Source organism: Rothia mucilaginosa (genome assembly GCF_001548235.1).
GTDB lineage: Bacteria > Actinomycetota > Actinomycetes > Actinomycetales > Micrococcaceae > Rothia > Rothia mucilaginosa_B.
The window spans coordinates 889,000-905,643 of sequence record NZ_AP014938.1 but is presented as its reverse complement, the minus strand read 5'-3'; the positions used below and the strand labels follow the sequence as shown (position 1 = coordinate 905,643).

Genomic DNA, 16,644 nt, shown 5'->3' with positions numbered 1-16,644 from the left:
GCATCAGTCTAGAAGCGTATAGCTTCTAAAAACAGAGAGGCGCCCGCCCCGTGGCTGAAAAACCACGAGGCGGGCACCTCTCTCATGCGGTGAAGGACCTACCCTGCTTTTACCTATGCAGAAGCAAGCTTCGCCTCAAGCTCCTTCACAATCTTCGCGTGTTCCTTCTCAGAGATAGAAACCTTGAAGAAGAAGGCGAGGAACGAGCACACAATAATGGCCAGCGGCACATAGAAAGCAGCCGTGTTGAACGTCTGAATGTTCTGCGCGGTGAGGCTATTAGGATCAGCACCGTTAGTCATAGCGGCAGCACCAGCAATCTTGTCGAGCATCGGGCGGACGGACAGGGTAACTGCCTCGTTGCGCTGACCGGTCTTCAGCTGGCCGTACTCAATGGAGTCGGTCAGCGCCAAGATAGCGGTCATCTGAATGAAGGTGTTCGGGGTGTAGAACAGGACCAGTGCCACGTAGACCAGAGCCAAGTTCTGCGGGAAAAGAATGAACAGAATGTAGGCAACAATCATCACGCCTTCCGGCATCCTTAAAGGGACCAAACAAAGATGTATACGAGAGGAAGGAAGACATGTCTTCCACCGAACAAACGACTCCCGTAGTCTCCTCCCAGTCACCCTCAGCAGCGTGGCTTGATGACCCCACCGTGTACGCTGTCAACAGGGAAGCAGCGCACTCCGACCATCACTCCTCGAACCCCCAGCAGAGCCTCAACGGCACGTGGGCTGTCCGCACTGCATGGGCCTCAGAAATTGATGTCACCACCGCAGAATTCGCCGCCCCCGCCCTCGACGAAAGCGACTACCAGAGCATCCCCGTCCCCGCCACCCTGGAAACTGAGGGACTCTGGCGCCCCGCCTACGTCAACATCCAGATGCCCTGGGACGGCCACGAAAACCCCGAAGCTCCTCACATCCCCGAGAAGAACCACGTAGCCCTCTACCGCAAGCACTTCACCCTGGAGGGCGACCTCAAGAAGATGCTGAGCGAATCGGGCCGCATCGCGCTTGCCTTCGAAGGCTTCGCAACCGCAATTTACGTGTGGGTTGACGGCACCTTCGTCGGTTACGCAGAAGACGGTTACACCACCACCACCTTCGACATCACCGATATCGTCAGCAAGGACGCAGAAGGCAACCACACCCTGACCGTCGCATGCTACGAATACTCGAGCGCTTCATGGCTGGAGGGTCAGGACTCGTGGCGTTTCCACGGCCTCTTCCGTGCTGTGAACCTGGTAGCCCGCCCCGCAGTCAGCATAGCCTCCCTCACCGTTGAAGCAGACTACGACGCACCCACCGGCGAAGCACACCTGGACGCTCTCGTCACCCTCAACGGTGAAGAAATCAAGGCGTACACCCTGCAGGCCAGCGTCCTTGACGGCACCCAGGTCATCTGGTCTGGTACCGTCGCCGCCGAAGACGCATCCGTGCGCATCTCCTCCGACGCCCTTGAAGGTATCGCTCCCTGGTCGGCTGAATCGCCCTCTCTCTACACTCTGACGGTGGATCTGCTCCACGACGGCAAGACCGTAGAATCCACCAGCCAGCGCGTCGGATTCCGTCGCTTCCGCATCGAGAACGGAATCATGACCCTCAACGGTCACCGAGTCCTCTTCAAGGGTGTCAACCGCCACGAGTTCCACCCGCGTACCGGCCGCGTCCTGACCGTTGAAGACATGACTTCAGAGATTCTCTTCTGCAAGCAGCACAACATCAACGCTATCCGCACCAGCCACTACCCCAACGATTCACGCTTCTACGCCCTGGCCGACGAATACGGTATCTACCTGGTTGACGAAGCAAACCTGGAAACTCACGGCTCCTGGTGCACCCCCGGCGACATCCCCACCCCCGAGACCACAATCCCCGGCTCCCGCATGGAATGGGAAGGCGCCTGCGTTGACCGCGTAGAATCCATGATGCGCCGCGACTACAACCACCCCTCCGTAGTAATCTGGTCGCTCGGTAACGAAGCATACGGCGGCGAAGTATTCCGCTCCATGTACCGCCGAGTCCACGAACTGGACCCCAACCGCCCCGTACACTACGAAGGCATCACCTGGCACCGCGAATTTGATGACGTCACCGACATCGAATCCGGTATGTACACCCACGCTGACGTCGTTGAAAAGTACCTGTCGAACAACCCTGAGAAGCCCTTCATCATGTGCGAATACATGCACGCAATGGGCAACTCGGTCGGCGCTATCGACGAATACGTCGCACTGGAACGCTACCCCCACTACCAGGGCGGTTTCATCTGGGACATGATTGACCAGGCACTCTGGCACCCCGGTGAGAGCGAAGGCGCCCCCGAATACCTCGCCTACGGTGGCGCATTCGGCGAACGCCCCTGCGACTACGAATTCTCCGGTGACGGTATCCTCTTCGCCGACCGCAAGGTAAGCCCCAAGGTCGCTGAAGTGAAGGCAGTGTACTCCAACCTGCGCATCACCCCCGACCAGAAGGGCGTGACGGTCGTCAACGACAACCTCTTCACCTCCACCGCAGACTACACCTTCAAAGCTAGCCTGCTGGTCAACGGCGTTCCTCAGTGGCAGGAAGACTACTTCTTCGGCGTAGCCCCGGAATCCACCCACGAGCTGGCAATTCCCTGGCCCCTGGAAGAATACGCTACCGACAACGCAGAAGTAACCCTGGACGTCAGCCTCGTGCTCACTGAAGACGCCGCATGGGCTCCTGCAGGACACGAAATTGCCTTCGGTCAGTACGTCATCCCCGCATCGCAGGCTGAAGCAAACACCGCTGAAGGCGCAGCAGATGCGACGGTGACCGTCGGCCGCTGGAACGTCGGTCTGCGCAACAACCAGGCTGAAGTTATTCTGTCCCGCACTCAGGGCGGCATCGTCTCCTGGGTACACAACGGCACCGAGCATGTTATTCGCCCCCCGAAGCTCACCACCTTCAGGCCCCTGACCGACAACGACCGCGGCGCCGGACACGGTTTCGAACGCGCCCAGTGGACCGTTGCAGGCCGCTACGCCCGTTGCGCTAACGTTGCTGTCGAGCAGCCCAGCGATGACAGCGTGGCAGTGACCTACACCTACGAGCTGGCAACCCCCGCTCACACCGCTGTTACGGTCCGCTACGAAGCACAGAGCACCGGCAACGTGCGAGTAACCATCGACTACCCCGGCGAGAAGGACGCACCGTCCCTGCCCGCATTCGGTCTGGAATGGGCACTGCCCGGCGAGTTCTCGCACCTGCGTTACTACGGCCTCGGCCCCGGCGACTCCTACCCCGACCGTTGCAGCGGCGTCCGCCTGGGCGTGTGGGAAAGCACCCCCGAGCAGGACTACGCACCGTACCTGGTACCTCAGGAAAGTGGCAACCACATGGGTGTCCGTTGGGCTGAAGTGACGAACGACAGCAACCACGGCTTCCGTGTCCGCCAGCTGCAGACTGCCGGTGACGGCCTGCACGTATCGCTCCTGCCCTACTCCTCCTACCAGATTGAGGAAGCTTCCTACCAGTGGGAGCTGCCCGAGAACAACCGCACCTACCTGCGTATCCTGGCAGGTCAGCTCGGCGTTGGTGGAGACGACTCGTGGGGCTCGCCGGTACACAGCCAGTACCACATCGATGCAACCGAGCCGCTGCACATGGACATTGCGCTAGAAATTATCTAACGCAACGCTCGGCACAGTAGCAGTAGACGCCTACCTTCGTGTAGCGTCCACAGCTCTCTAGAAAAGAGGTGCCCGCCTCGTGGTTTTCAAGCCACGAGGCGGGCACCTTTCTTATATACGCAATAAAGCATATACCCTTATCGGGATGCTACCAGATGCGCACGCGCTCCTCCGGAGCCAGGTACAGTGCATCGCCCTCAGAGACGCCAAACGCCTCGTAGAACTCATCAATATTGCGCACCACACCGTTCACACGGAACTCATCCGGCGAATGCGGATCCACCGAAATCATCACCTCAGCATGCTGCGGGCGGGACTTCGTGCACCAGCCGCGAGCATTCGAGAAGAAGAAACGCTGAATACCGGTCATACCGTCAATCACCGGCGCGTCAGCCAGCGACTCAATGCCCTGCTTCTTCAAAGCCAGACGGTACGCCTTCAACGCAATCGACATGCCGGACAGGTCACCAATGTTCTCGCCCAGAGTCAGCTCACCGTTCACATGGAACTTCGGGTCCAGACCCACCGGAACGTACGCGTTATACTGTTCCACCAGGGCTGCGGTACGCTCCTTGAACTTCGCGTAATCCTCCTCAGTCCACCAGCTTTCCAGCTTGCCGTCACCGTCGTAGCGGGAACCCTGATCGTCAAAACCGTGACCAATCTCGTGGCCAATAATCATGCCGATATTGCCGTAGTTTGCCGCATCGTCAGCATCCGGGTTGAAGTACGGCGGCTGCAGAATCGCTGCCGGGAACACAATCTCATTCGCCGGCGGCATGTAGTACGCGTTCACGGTCTGCGGAGTCATCAGCCACTCCGACTTATCCACCGGCTGACCCTTACGGGCAATCAGCCAGTCAGCATCAAACGCACCGGTACGGCGCAGGTTCTCAAACAGGTCACCGGGCACCAGCTCCAGTGCGGAGAAGTCACGCCACTTATCGGGGTAACCAATCTTGGTGACGAACTTCGACAGCTTCTCCAGCGCCTTCTGACGGGTTGCCTCAGTCATCCAGTCCAGCGACTCGATAGACTCGCGGTACGCCTCCAGGAGGTTGCCGACCAGAACCAGCATCTTCTCCTTGTGCGAAGGCGGGAAGTGCACGGCCACGTACTCCTGGCCAATCTCCTCACCCAGAGCCTTCTCGACAGCGCCCACGCCGCGCTTCCAGCGCTCACGAATCTGCTGAGTGCCGGAAAGGGTCTTGCCGTAGAAGTTGAAGCTTTCCTGAACCAGTTCGTCGTACATGAACGGCGCACGCGAACGCAGAACGGTCCACACAGCCCACAGCTTCCAGCTCATCAGCGGGATGGAGGTGAACAGCTTAGCCGCACCCTCAAAGAAGGACGGCTGGCCCACAATAACCTGGCCCAGAGTCTCCGGGTCGGCACCCAGAGCCAGCAGCCACTGCGAGAACGGGAAGCCGGGGAACTTCTCGTCCAGCTCGGTTGCCTGGTACGGGTTGTAGGTTGCCTCGGCGTCGCGGTTCTCCACGACGTTCCAGTGCAGGCGAGCCAGCTCCGACTCGTGAGTGAACACCAGCTGAGCCGCCTGCTCCGGGGTGAGACCGAAGCCCTCAGCCAGACCGGTCAGCTGGAACATGCGAGCAATATGCTCAACGTACGCCGCGCATGCAGCCTCGTGCTTCTCTTCACGGTAGTAGGATTCGTCCGGCAGACCCAGACCCGACTGGTACAGGAAGAACGTGTAATTCTTCGGGTCCTTCGGGTCGTTGCTGGTGTACCAGGCGAACAGCTGCGGCAGGCCCGCACGAGACAGCAACGCCAGGGTTACAGCCAGGTGGGAGGGGGTTGCCGAGTTCAGAATCGGGGCGATTTCCTTCAGCAGCGGCTCCAGGCCGTCCGCCTCAATCTTCTCAACATCCATGAAGGAATTGTAGAGTGCGCCAATACGGGACTCCGGCTGCTCCTTCGCGATCTTCTCCACCAGCTCACGCACGTGCTTCTCTGCGTTATCGCGGAGGGTGTACAGGCCGCCGTCCTTGGGGCGGTCCGCCGGGATTTCGTGGGTTGCCAGCCACTTACCGTTGACGTGGCGGAAGAAATCGTCGCCCGGCTTGACGGTTTCATCCACCCATTCTTTAGTGATTCCAGAGTTAGTAGTCATGGTTCCATTCTAGGTTCTTAACGTAAGAAGCCACACGATTGCCGACAAGCCACCATATGGTGACTCACCAGCAAACGTGTGGCTTCCCTACACGAAAGACCGGGCAATTATGCCTGAGCCGCCAGCTTCTCTGCACGCTCAGCCATCAGACGCTTCTCAGCACCATTAACCAGCCAGAGGAACAGAACCGCCAGACCCGAGCACACAATCATGAAGACGAACGCGGTGCTCCAACCCCAGTGGTCAACAATGATGCCGATACCAGCAGACGCCAGGGTTGCACCCAGCGCGTAACCGAACAGGCCGGTGAAGCCCGCAGCGGTACCCGCAACATGCGAGGGGGACAGGTCAATAGCCTGCAGACCAATCAGCATAACCGGGCCGTAAATCAGGCCACCAATCAGAGCCAACGCAACGTACGCAATCCACAGCGGCGCATCCGAAGAAGGCAGCCAGTACAGCAGAATTGCGCCGACGGTCGCAATCAGGAACAGGATACCCGCGGGGGAGCGGCGACCCTTGAACATGCGGTCAGAAACGTAACCGCACAGGACGGTGCCACCAATACCGGCAAGCTCCAGAATCGAGAAGCCCGCAATACCACCCTCAAGGGAAGCGTGGCGCACATCGTGCAGGTACTTCGGCGCCCACACCAGCACGCCGTAACGCAGGGTGTACACGAACACGTTTGCTAGAGCCAGGTAGACCATGGTCGAGTTGGTCAGCACGTGCTTACGGATGGTGGTCCAAGTGGACTCCGCACGATCCTCAGCGGTGGACTCAACCTTGTGCGGGTCGTTGCGGTACACGTCAACGGTGGGCAGACCCTCAGCCTCGGGGTTGTCACGAATCAGCAGCCACGCCACGAACGCCAGAACGAAGCTGATAACAGCCGGGAACCAGAAGGCAACTTCCCAGGTCTTGCCGAACATGGAGAAGCCCCACGCAACCAGCAGACCGGACAGTGCACCACCAACGTTGTGGGCGGTGTTCCACCAGGAAACCTTCGCGCCGCGCTCGCTGGTGGAGAACCAGTTCACGAGCACACGGCCCGAGGGCGGCCAACCCATACCCTGGAAGACACCGTTGAAGACCATGATGGTCGCCATGATGGAGGCGATAGCGGCACCGTAGCCTGCCGCACCCGCGCCTTCACCCATGTAGCCGGTCAGCGCCAGCAGGATGTTTGCAACACCCGAGAGCACCAGACCGATGGGCAGGAACAAACGCGCGTTCGAGCGGTCAGAAATCATTGCGGTGAAGAACTTGCTGAAGCCGTAAGCGAGCAGCAGTGCCGTGGACAGTGCACCAATTGCTGCGTTGCTGAAGCCAAGTTCCTTGGTCAGAATCGGGGTGACCAGCGGGACGTTGTTACGAATCAGGTAGAAGGTCGCGTAACCGATGAAGATACCCATGAAGACCTGCAGACGCATGCGCGGGTACTTTGCATTAACTTCAGCCTCACTCAGTTGAGGCTTGGGTGCCGGAATGGCGAGCCAGCGGGGTGCAGAACCCTTCTTCTTCTTTGATGAAGTGGTAGTAGTCATGCTGGAATTCTAAAAACGGCGGCTTATAAAAATGCTAATCTGCTGGAAATGTTTCCAGTAGAATATTCACTAGGGTGAACGGATATTCAGAGTGATTATTCTATTAATACTGTTTTTGCCCTGGAATTACGGGGAAGTGCTAAATCTGTGTGATGTATATCTGTCTCCTGGGCAACAGTGCCACAAGTGCTGCGGTGAATATAAATACTTTTCTTGTTGAGTAAGTATGTGTTTTGGTCAGACCACACTTAAATTTAGAGTAATTTATACCCTAAGTTCAAAAAGAGAACCACTTGGACGCCACTAAATCGGCACCCTAAAACAGCACAGAAAACCCGCCCGTACGGTGCAGAAGAAAAACCGTACGGGCGGGCCTGTTATCTATCCCCAAAAGCTCGGCATACAGTCGGTACGCATACCGGCACGAAGCCGAACAGCCGCCACCTGCCGCAGGTTACCGCGAGCAAACCATCATCCGGTCAACCCACGGCAGGCAGCGGAACCAATAGGCGCCTCCTAGAGGGATGCGCGAATCGCCTTGGTGGCGTCCACCAGGTGACGCAGAGACTGCTTGGTCTCCTCGTAATCACGAGTCTTCAGACCACAGTCAGGGTTCACCCACAGGTCAGCGATGGTGCCGTAACCAATCGCAGCCTTCAGCAGGGACTCAATCTCATCCTGCGAAGGAACACGCGGGGAGTGGATGTCCCACACGCCCGGGCCCAGACCGGAAACGAAGCTCTCCGGAATATCAGCCAGCAGCTCCATGTGCGAACGAGCCGCCTCAATGCTGGTCACATCAGCGTTCAGAGCGTTAATCGAGTCGATAATCTCGTTGAACTCCGAGTAGCACAGGTGGGTGTGAATCTGAGTGGAATCCTTCACCGCGCTGGTTGCCAGGCGGAAGGAGTTCACCGACCAGTCCAGGTACTGCGGCTGCTCATCGCGGCGCAGGGGCAGCAGCTCACGCAGAGCCGGCTCGTCCACCTGAATGATGCGGATGCCCGCCTGCTCCAGGTCGGCAATCTCGTCGGCAAGAGCCAGAGCCACCTGGTTAGCAGTCTCGCGGCGCGGCTGGTCGTCACGCACGAAGGACCACGCCAGAATCGTCACCGGGCCGGTGAGCATGCCCTTGACCGGCTTGTCGCTCAGCGACTGTGCGTGGGAGCTCCACGGAACGGTGAACGCCTCACCGCGCAGGCCCTCACCGTGACGCTTCACGTCACCGAACAGGATCGAGGGGCGGGTGCAACGCGAACCGTAGGACTGAACCCAGCCGTGGCGGGTGGTTGCGAAGCCGTCGAAGTTCTCAGCGAAGTACTGAACCATGTCGTTACGCTCGGCCTCACCGTGAACCAGCACGTCCAGGCCCAGCTCCTCCTGCAGTGCGATAACCGAAGCAATCTCGTCACGCAGGAAGCCGTTCAGCTCCTCAGCGGAAATCTTGCCCGCACGAGCCTCCGCACGGCGGCGGCGAATCTCAGCGGTCTGCGGGAAAGAACCAATGGTGGTGGTCGGCAGCTTCGGCAGGTTCAGGTCAGCCTGAGCCGCGCGGCGAACGTCAATGGTCGGGCGGTTAAAGTCCTCGGGAGTCACAGCTGCGGCGCGGGCACGAATCTCGTCGTTGTGCTTGCGCGGGTCAGCGGCGAAGCGAGCCAGCGCCTCATCAGCAGCCTTCAGCTCGGGCTCGACAGCAGCCTCACCCTCAGCCAGGCCGCGAGCCAGCAGAGCAATCTCAGCGACCTTCTGGTCGGCGAAGGCCAGGCCGTCCACGGGAACCTCGGCGGGGTCTTCCAGAGCCAGGTCGTGCGGCACGTGCTGCAGGGAGGTCGAAGAAGCCACAGACACGGCACCCTCGGATGCGCCCGGCAGGGCCTCCAGGGTCTTCAGGGCGGCGCGAACGTCGGCACGCCACACGTTGCGGCCGTTCACAACACCGGCAACCAGGTGCACGCCGGCGGCAGAAACGGACTCAAGCTCAGCCTTCGAGTACACGCCGTGCACCAGGTCAAGATGCAGCGCCTCAACACCGGTACCCAGCAGTGCCGGCAGGTTCTCACGCAGGGAACCGTAGGGGCTGGTCACCAGAATCTGCGGGCGCTTCTCGGCGGCGGCCAGGGCACGGTAGGTGCGCTCAGCCAGCTGCGCAACCTTCGCATTGTCCGCACGGTCCACGGTCAGGCCCGGCTCATCCAGCTGAACCCACTCAACACCGCGCTCAGCCAGCTGCTCCAGCACCTGAGTGTACGCTGCAACGAACTCATCCAGACGGTCGATGGGTGCGAAGTCCTCGGCGGAACCCTGCTCGGCCTTAGCGCCCAGCAGCAGGGTCAGCGGGCCAACAATCTGCGGACGAACCTTCACACCAGCCTGCTTTGCGACCTCAAGCTGCTCGTCAATAGCCTCAAGGTTCAGCTTAATCTCGGTACCGGCACCAATCTCAGGCACCAGGTAGTGGTAGTTGGTGTCGAACCACTTAGTCATCTCCAGCGGAGGCAGGGTCTCGGTACCGCGCGCCAGGGCGAAGTAGCCGGGCAGATCCAGCAGGCCGCGTGCATCCTTAGCCTCAGCCAGACGCTCGGGAACCAGGGTGAACAGGCGAACAACGTCGAGCACCTGGTCGTAGTAGGAGAAGGTCGCCGGAATCGAGTAGTTATCAGCCTTCAGGCCCGCGGCGGTCACGCGCTCAAAGTAGGTGCGCTGCACGTCAGCGGCGGTATCCTGCAGCTCCTGCAGGGTGGCCTTGCCCTTCCAGAAAGCCTCCTGAGCCTTCTTCAGCTCACGGAAGCGGCCCACGCGGGGGTAACCAACAATAGTTGCGGCGGGGAATGCGGTGTTCGACATAGTAATTTTTCCTTTACTGGGGATAGATGTGGGAGTCAGTTCCGGTGTTTCGCCACCCAGCGGTGGGCGGTGAAACGGGGGTCGTAACTCCCGGAATATTTGTGGGGGAGATTGTGGAAACGCATCCGACAAGGAGCGTTATCGGGTGGAGTGGGTCGCGGTTTAGGCGAATTCCAGCTCGTGCAGCGGCTGAGAGAAACGGTTGCTGTACCGCGGCAGGTCCAGCTGATCCAGAACATCCAGCACCGCGGCATGCTCGTTGAAAGTGAAGAAGTGCAGACCCGGTGCGCCCGCATCCATCACGGTGCGGCACTGGTTCAACGCGTACTCAACACCGATGCGGTGCAGCTCAGCATCACTGGTTGCGGTCTCTAGGGCGTAGGCGAGGTCCGTCGGGACTTCCATGCCCGCCATCTGGCAGAGGTTCCGCAGGCGCTTCAGCGAGGTCACCGGCATGATACCCGGAATAATCGGAATATCCACGCCCGCCAGGCGTGCCGAATCGACCAGGGCGCTGTATCGCTCATCCTCAAAGAACACCTGAGTGATCGCGAAATCCGCGCCGGCACGCTGCTTGGACAGCAGAATCTCAATATCCTGCAGCAGGGATGCGGACTCGGGGTGCTTCTGCGGGTACGCCGCCACACCAATAGACACCTTGCCAGCTGCCAGGTGGGCGAAATCTTCACGCTCAACGCGGCGAATGAGTTCCACCAGGTAGCGGGCGAAAGGAAGCTCAGAAACCTGACCCTCCTGAATATCACCGCGAAGAGCCAGGAAGCCGCGCACGCCCAGGCCCAGAATCAGGCGGACTGCACGCTCCAGTTCGTGCACCGAATGGCCTGCACAAATCAGGTGAGCCAGCGGGGTGAGGGAGGTTTCGTGTACCAGGTGGTCGAGCAACGCCAGGGTCTTCTGGCGGCGCTGCGCATCACCGGAGTAGGTGACCGACACGTAGTCGGGGTTGGTGCCCTCAAGCTCCGCAATGGTGCGCAGTAGCGACTCGCAGCTCGCGTGTGAGCGCGGAGGGAACAGCTCAAAAGAAAGAGCCGGGTGAACTGTCGTCATAACCATCCTTCGTGTTCACCCGATAGATACGCACCGGCAGGGTGCGCGAATTCTTCTGCGGGATGCGCTGTACCGGTTTGCTGGTACGGCTCATCGTGGGGTGCCGAAGGGTATTCTTCTCTATCGGTCCTGGCGGGAGCACCTTGTCCGTACCCTGCACCGTGACGGTGGGGATACTGGCGAGGTTGCTGCGACGTCTACGAGCCAGATCTCTCGGTCGCTCTTGATAGATAACGCCTTCACTCTACCCACCGCCTCCGAGGGTGTGCAAGATGCGCGGCGGTTGATGTCCTAATATTTCTGGACATGACATTGAGGCGAAATATGAACTTAATATGACCGACTGTGACAAAGGGAAGGGCTGGGGGTATTGCGGGTAGAGGTGTCGGCTGGCTCTTGGGTGTCCGGCACTATCACAGATATGTCTGCTTAATATTCTTGGACACGCGCGAATATGTGTGTTTTATCTTTCAGTGAGAGGTAGGGTAACTAATAACTAATGAGGCACCGGTAGTGTTTCGATGTCCGCTCATCGAGGAGTTTCAGGGCTCAAAGATGAGTTCAATACGACTTTGTGAGCGTGGTGAGAATGAAAAATCTATTTTCCTCTATACTCTGGTCCTTCCGCCTAGCCTGGAAAACCTGTCCCGCGACCCTAGTGAGCACTGCCCTATCGCTAGCCATCATCGCCTGCATTCCCTTGAGCCAGTCCCTGCTGATCGGTAATACAGTATCAGCCTTGAGCGGTTCAAATGGTGGCGCAGCATGGATTTATATTATTGCTCTTGCTCTTGTCGTCGGAATTAATATCATTGCTCAACGCTGGGTAATAAGTAACATGCTTATCCTCAAATCAAAGGTGAACTATCGGGTTCACTGCATGTTAAATACCAGGTTATCTACATTTCCGTTGTCTGATATAGGTAGCACAAAATCGCAGGAAGATATACGTGCTGCAAGAGAGGCAATATCGAAACAGGAATTGCAGGTTCACACCATGTCAGTTATGACACTGGTGAGTTCCTTTGCGATGGTTTTCCTCCTCTGTTTTAATATTGCAAACGTCAGCATTGTGGCAGCAATTTTTGCGGCACTGTGTTCACTACCCCTATCTATTGCAATGATAATCCTCGCTAAACGTGATTACGCTATATACACCCTAATGTACGAGGACTATCGGGTAGAGAACTACTATCTAGACAATCTGATGGCTCAAAGTCGCGCCCAAGAACTTCACCTCATGAGAGCCTCCCGATTTTTCTCGCAACGCGTAGTGTCCTGGCGACGCCGGGCAGCCGGTAGGGAATTGAGCCTTGAAAGTGTTAGAGGAATCATCTCCATAGTTGCAGGGCTACTCTGCTCTGTCTTACTTTTTGCGTCCCTGTACTTCCTTGTGGATTCAGGCGCCGATATATCGTATGTGGCCGGATCGCTGATTGGAATCATTGCCTGTGTTAACGCGACCCAAGAGGTGGGATATTCATTCGGCCAGATTATTAATGGAGCATTATCTGTTCAGCAATTCCGAAGGGTATGCGACTCTGATACTTACGACCATGCTTCTGAGATAAAAACTTCTAACCCTAACCATGAAAATATTTCAAAAATTATATGCAAAGATGTATCCGTTCAGTATGAGGGCGCGTCGTCTTTTGCGCTTAAAGATATTAATCTTGAGCTGATGAATAATCAAATGATTGCAGTAGTTGGTGCCTCGGGCGCGGGAAAAACAACGCTAATAAATGCAATTCTTGGAATTACACCAATTGCCCAGGGGAGCATAACGTATAAGGGTGCTTCTTCTGAGAGTAAATACAACATGTTGGCAAATGTTGGTTTGGTGAGTCAAGACTACGGCCGTTATGAACTGACTGTGCGTGAAAATCTTCTTCTGGGTTTGCCGCAGGCGGCGGTTGAGCGTCTTGGTGATGCTGATTTGTGGTCGGCTTTGTCGGTGGCTTGTGCTGATGATTTTGTGCGTGGTCTTGAGGGTGGTTTGGATGCTCAGTTGGGTGAGTCGTTTGGTGGTGTTGGTCTTTCGGGTGGTCAGTGGCAGCGTTTGGCGTTGGCGCGTGTGGTTCTTCGGGATGCGCCGGTGTGGGTTTTGGATGAGCCGACGAGTGCTGTGGATGCTGAGACTGAGGAGGAGATTTTTGCTCGGTTGAAGGTGGCTGCTGTGGGGCGTTTGGTGGTGTTGGTGTCTCATCGTGCGTGGACGTTGCGTGGTGTTGATTCTGTGGTGGTGTTGGATGGTGGGTGTGTGGTGGAGCAAGGAACCTACCGGGAGCTACTGAAGGCAGAGGGAAAGTTTATGGAAATTTTCAAAAATCAGATCTCTGAAGATTCTGCAGGGCGCAAAACTTCTACTGAAAGGGACTATAAAGATGCGTAAGATTATGGCTAATACTGTTTGGTCCGTGGTTTATGCTTTCAGAAATCACCCCGTATGGACCGTCTCCTATCTAGCGTCTGTTGTGTGCCTATCGCTATTCCCCGCTCTGCAGATGGAGGCTGTCACTAGGCTTGTTGAGCATTTGGGTCAGAGCCAGGATGAAGTGCTTCCGCTAGCTCTGGGGGTTAGTTTTGTGCTGGCAGGATACATTGCCCTGGGACAAGCATCAGACTCTCTGCGTGTGATTCTAAATTCTCGAATGTCAAGTACAGGTATTCAGAATGTATCTTCTCGTTTGGCGACTTGTTCTTCTCAGGAAATCGCGAGTGGTGATTATGCTCGCTCATCAAGGGCAGCTCATGATGCTGTGACAGGGGGGAGCCTGGGGTCTCAAGTTTCTACTATGGGTGCTCTGATATTCATTATTTTTTCGACGGGAGCCCTTAGTTATTCCGTAGGAAAGATCAATGTATATGCTTCACTCTGCATGCTTGCAGGCATGATTCCTGTTGCCTTGATGTCACATCTCTATTCGAGTAAAAATGCTGAGGCAATGGAAAAAATATATTCATATAGCTACAACGCATGGCATAGCACTAACCAGATTGCACAAATAACTACTGCTCGTGAGCTTGCAATTCTTAACGCTCGTTCATTCTTTGCGCATCGCGCTAATCAAGAACGGAAAAAATCCGGTGAGGAGGAAATTGGCCTAGCTCGTTACATCTTCAGAATATATACAATTGTTGGTTTTATAAGCGCTGCATTGCTAGCTTTAGCTCTTATTCTTCTAGCCACCTCGTCGCCGGCTCCCGGTGTTCTTGCTGGAGCTGTTATAGGTATTACCTCGGCTATAGTCTCGCTTGGCTCGATGGGAAGCGACCTTAGCTCGATGGCAGCGGGGTCAAACGCCATTGATATATATCGAAAGTTTATTTCTAGCGCACAGCCCGGGCAGAAAAATCCGATTGCCGATACCTACCCTGAAATCTCCAGCGTTTCCATTAGGAATCTTGCTATCCAGTATCCAAAAGCTGATTCTTTAGCTCTTAAAAATATCAATCTCACTTTTGGCCCCGGGCAGATGATTGGTATTGTCGGGCCCAGCGGATCGGGAAAGACAACCCTAGTAAATGCACTCATGGGTATGCTTAAGCCCTCCAGTGGAGACATTCTCATTGGAGGTAAGTCGGTACAGGACATATCACCTGATGATTTGCTGGCGAATGTGGGTGTGGTGAGTCAAGACTACGGCCGTTATGAACTGACTGTGCGTGAAAATCTTCTTCTGGGTTTGCCGCAGGAGGCGGTTGAGCGTCTTGGTGATGCTGATTTGTGGTCGGCTTTGTCGGTGGCTTGTGCTGATGATTTTGTGCGTGGTCTTGAGGGTGGTTTGGATGCTCAGTTGGGTGAGTCGTTTGGTGGTGTTGGTCTTTCGGGTGGTCAGTGGCAGCGTTTGGCGTTGGCGCGTGTGGTTCTTCGGGATGCGCCGGTGTGGGTGTTGGATGAGCCGACCAGTGCTGTGGATGCTGAGACTGAGGAGGAGATTTTTGCTCGGTTGAAGGTGGCTGCTGTGGGGCGTTTGGTGGTGTTGGTGTCTCATCGTGCGTGGACGTTGCGTGGTGTTGATTCTGTGGTGGTGTTGGATGGTGGGTGTGTGGTGGAGCAAGGAACCTACCAAGACCTAACGACCGACCCTACATCACGCTTCAGGAAGCTCTTCGCCTCCCAACTGGAGGGGAAATAACCTCGCAATATACCCACACAACGTAGAGTTAAAAGCATGGAACGCATTGAATCTCCCGTCTACCGCAGGCTCGGCAACTCCGGCCTCGTCGTACCCAGTGTCGGCATCGGCTGCAACAACCTCGGCCGCCCCGGCACCCCCACCCGCACCCAAGAAGGCACCAACGAAGTCATCGCCGCCGCAGTCGACGCAGGCATCAGCTTCTTCGACATCGCCGACCTCTACGGCGCCGAACCCGGCCTCTCCGAAACCATGTTCGGCACCGCCCTCACCCAGCTCGGCCTCGACCGCGACGAACTGACCATCGTCACCAAATTCGGTCTGCCCGTCGGCGACCTCAACGGCAACGACCGCAACGCCCGCGGATCCCGCCGCTACATCATGCGCGCCGTCGAAGGGTCCCTCCGCCGCCTCGGCACCGACTACATCGACCTGTACTTCTACCACAGCCCCGACCCGAACACCCCCATCGAAGAGACCCTCAGCGCCCTCGACCAGCTCGTCCGCGACGGCAAGGTCCGCTACCTGGGCCACTCCAACTTCTCCGGCTGGCAACTCGCCCACGCCGAACACTGCGCCCACGAACTCGGCACCGAACGGTTCATCGCCGCTGAAAACCACTACAACCTGCTCGACCGCCGCGCAGAACTCGAAATCCTGCCCGCCGCACAGCACTTCGGCATGGGTGTGCTGCCGTACTTCCCGCTCGCTAACGGTCTGCTGACCGGCAAGTACCGCCGCGACAACATTCCCGCCGGTTCGCGCCTGTCCCACTCCAAGAAGAACGTGCTCGACGCCGCCAACTGGGACCAGCTCGAAGCCTTCCACAGCTTCTGCACCGAACGCGGCATCACCGAGGTGCAGGCGGCGTTCTCCTGGCTCGCACAGCAGTCGCCAGTCACCTCCGTCATTGCCGGTGCGACCAGCGCCGAACAGGTACGCGCCAACGCACAGGCGGCATGCCTGCGCTTCGACGCTGAGGACCTCGCCGCCCTGGACGCCATCTTCCCGGCACCCGAGAAGATCGCGCTGTTCTAAACTCGGGCTCCCTCTCAAAGGGGCACTCAACCGGTCGCAACTGGCGGCCGTAAAATACGCTGAAAAATGTCCGCGGTGAGAAATAAATATCACCCGCCGAACGTTTTCGCTAGGATTAGGTGAGGTGCGTCTAACCTGAGGCACCTCACCTAGCCCACTGACAGTGCTGAAGAACCACCAATGTCGGTGTAATCTCACCTACCCCCCTCGGCA

The 16,644-nt window shown here is 57.3% G+C and carries 9 protein-coding genes and 1 riboswitch; of the genes, 4 read left to right on the top strand and 5 right to left on the bottom strand.

Features of this window, described 5'->3' with window-relative positions:
- Positions 1-113 precede the first annotated feature (113 nt).
- Complete coding sequence (locus tag RM6536_RS03430; protein WP_231918016.1) at positions 114-524, bottom strand: MFS transporter; 411 nt, start codon at positions 522-524, stop codon at positions 114-116.
- A 59-nt stretch (positions 525-583) separates the two neighbouring features.
- Here RM6536_RS03430 and RM6536_RS03425 point away from each other — a divergent pair, with 59 nt between their 5' ends.
- The gene (locus tag RM6536_RS03425; protein WP_060824054.1) at positions 584-3,664 is read left to right on the top strand and encodes a glycoside hydrolase family 2 TIM barrel-domain containing protein; all 3,081 of its coding nucleotides are present in this window, start codon (positions 584-586) and stop codon (positions 3,662-3,664) included.
- Between the two features lie 148 nt (positions 3,665-3,812).
- Here the strand turns inward: RM6536_RS03425 and RM6536_RS03420 are convergent, their stop codons facing one another.
- From RM6536_RS03420 to RM6536_RS03405, 4 genes are all read right to left on the bottom strand, one after another.
- Positions 3,813-5,795, bottom strand: coding sequence for a M13 family metallopeptidase (locus RM6536_RS03420; RefSeq protein ID WP_060824053.1), 1,983 nt, complete (start codon positions 5,793-5,795; stop codon positions 3,813-3,815).
- A 107-nt stretch (positions 5,796-5,902) separates the two neighbouring features.
- Complete coding sequence (locus RM6536_RS03415) at positions 5,903-7,342, bottom strand: MFS transporter (RefSeq protein WP_060824052.1); 1,440 nt, start codon at positions 7,340-7,342, stop codon at positions 5,903-5,905.
- Positions 7,343-7,858: 516 nt separating this feature from the next.
- Positions 7,859-10,186 (bottom strand): 5-methyltetrahydropteroyltriglutamate--homocysteine S-methyltransferase, encoded by a 2,328-nt coding sequence (metE, locus tag RM6536_RS03410; RefSeq protein WP_060824051.1) that lies wholly within the window; start codon positions 10,184-10,186, stop codon positions 7,859-7,861.
- A gap of 162 nt (positions 10,187-10,348) precedes the next feature.
- On the bottom strand, positions 10,349-11,254 hold the full coding sequence (locus RM6536_RS03405; RefSeq protein WP_060824050.1) for a methylenetetrahydrofolate reductase: 906 nt from the start codon (positions 11,252-11,254) through the stop codon (positions 10,349-10,351).
- Positions 11,255-11,371: 117 nt separating this feature from the next.
- Positions 11,372-11,487, bottom strand: a riboswitch (SAM riboswitch).
- A gap of 425 nt (positions 11,488-11,912) precedes the next feature.
- Here RM6536_RS03405 and RM6536_RS03400 point away from each other — a divergent pair.
- The 3 genes from RM6536_RS03400 to RM6536_RS03390 are packed head-to-tail and all read left to right on the top strand — an operon-like array spanning position 11,913 to position 16,431.
- Entirely contained in the window at positions 11,913-13,646 is a 1,734-nt protein-coding gene (locus RM6536_RS03400) for an ABC transporter ATP-binding protein (RefSeq protein WP_231917991.1), read from the top strand.
- A 4-nt stretch (positions 13,647-13,650) separates the two neighbouring features.
- Complete coding sequence (locus RM6536_RS03395; protein WP_231917990.1) at positions 13,651-15,393, top strand: ABC transporter ATP-binding protein; 1,743 nt, start codon at positions 13,651-13,653, stop codon at positions 15,391-15,393.
- A gap of 36 nt (positions 15,394-15,429) precedes the next feature.
- Entirely contained in the window at positions 15,430-16,431 is a 1,002-nt protein-coding gene (locus RM6536_RS03390; RefSeq protein WP_060824048.1) for an aldo/keto reductase, read from the top strand.
- Positions 16,432-16,644 lie beyond the last annotated feature (213 nt).

What these genes read in the sequence shown, in the direction of transcription:
- RM6536_RS03430 (WP_231918016.1), bottom strand. Translation starts at nt 524, where the DNA reads ATGATTGTTGCCTACATTCTGTTCATTCTTTTCCCGCAGAACTTGGCT.
- RM6536_RS03425 (WP_060824054.1), top strand. Translation starts at nt 584, where the DNA reads ATGTCTTCCACCGAACAAACGACTCCCGTAGTCTCCTCCCAGTCACCC.
- RM6536_RS03420 (WP_060824053.1), bottom strand. Translation starts at nt 5,795, where the DNA reads ATGACTACTAACTCTGGAATCACTAAAGAATGGGTGGATGAAACCGTC.
- RM6536_RS03415 (WP_060824052.1), bottom strand. Translation starts at nt 7,342, where the DNA reads ATGACTACTACCACTTCATCAAAGAAGAAGAAGGGTTCTGCACCCCGC.
- metE (WP_060824051.1), bottom strand. Translation starts at nt 10,186, where the DNA reads ATGTCGAACACCGCATTCCCCGCCGCAACTATTGTTGGTTACCCCCGC.
- RM6536_RS03405 (WP_060824050.1), bottom strand. Translation starts at nt 11,254, where the DNA reads ATGACGACAGTTCACCCGGCTCTTTCTTTTGAGCTGTTCCCTCCGCGC.
- RM6536_RS03395 (WP_231917990.1), top strand. Translation starts at nt 13,651, where the DNA reads ATGGCTAATACTGTTTGGTCCGTGGTTTATGCTTTCAGAAATCACCCC.
- RM6536_RS03390 (WP_060824048.1), top strand. Translation starts at nt 15,430, where the DNA reads ATGGAACGCATTGAATCTCCCGTCTACCGCAGGCTCGGCAACTCCGGC.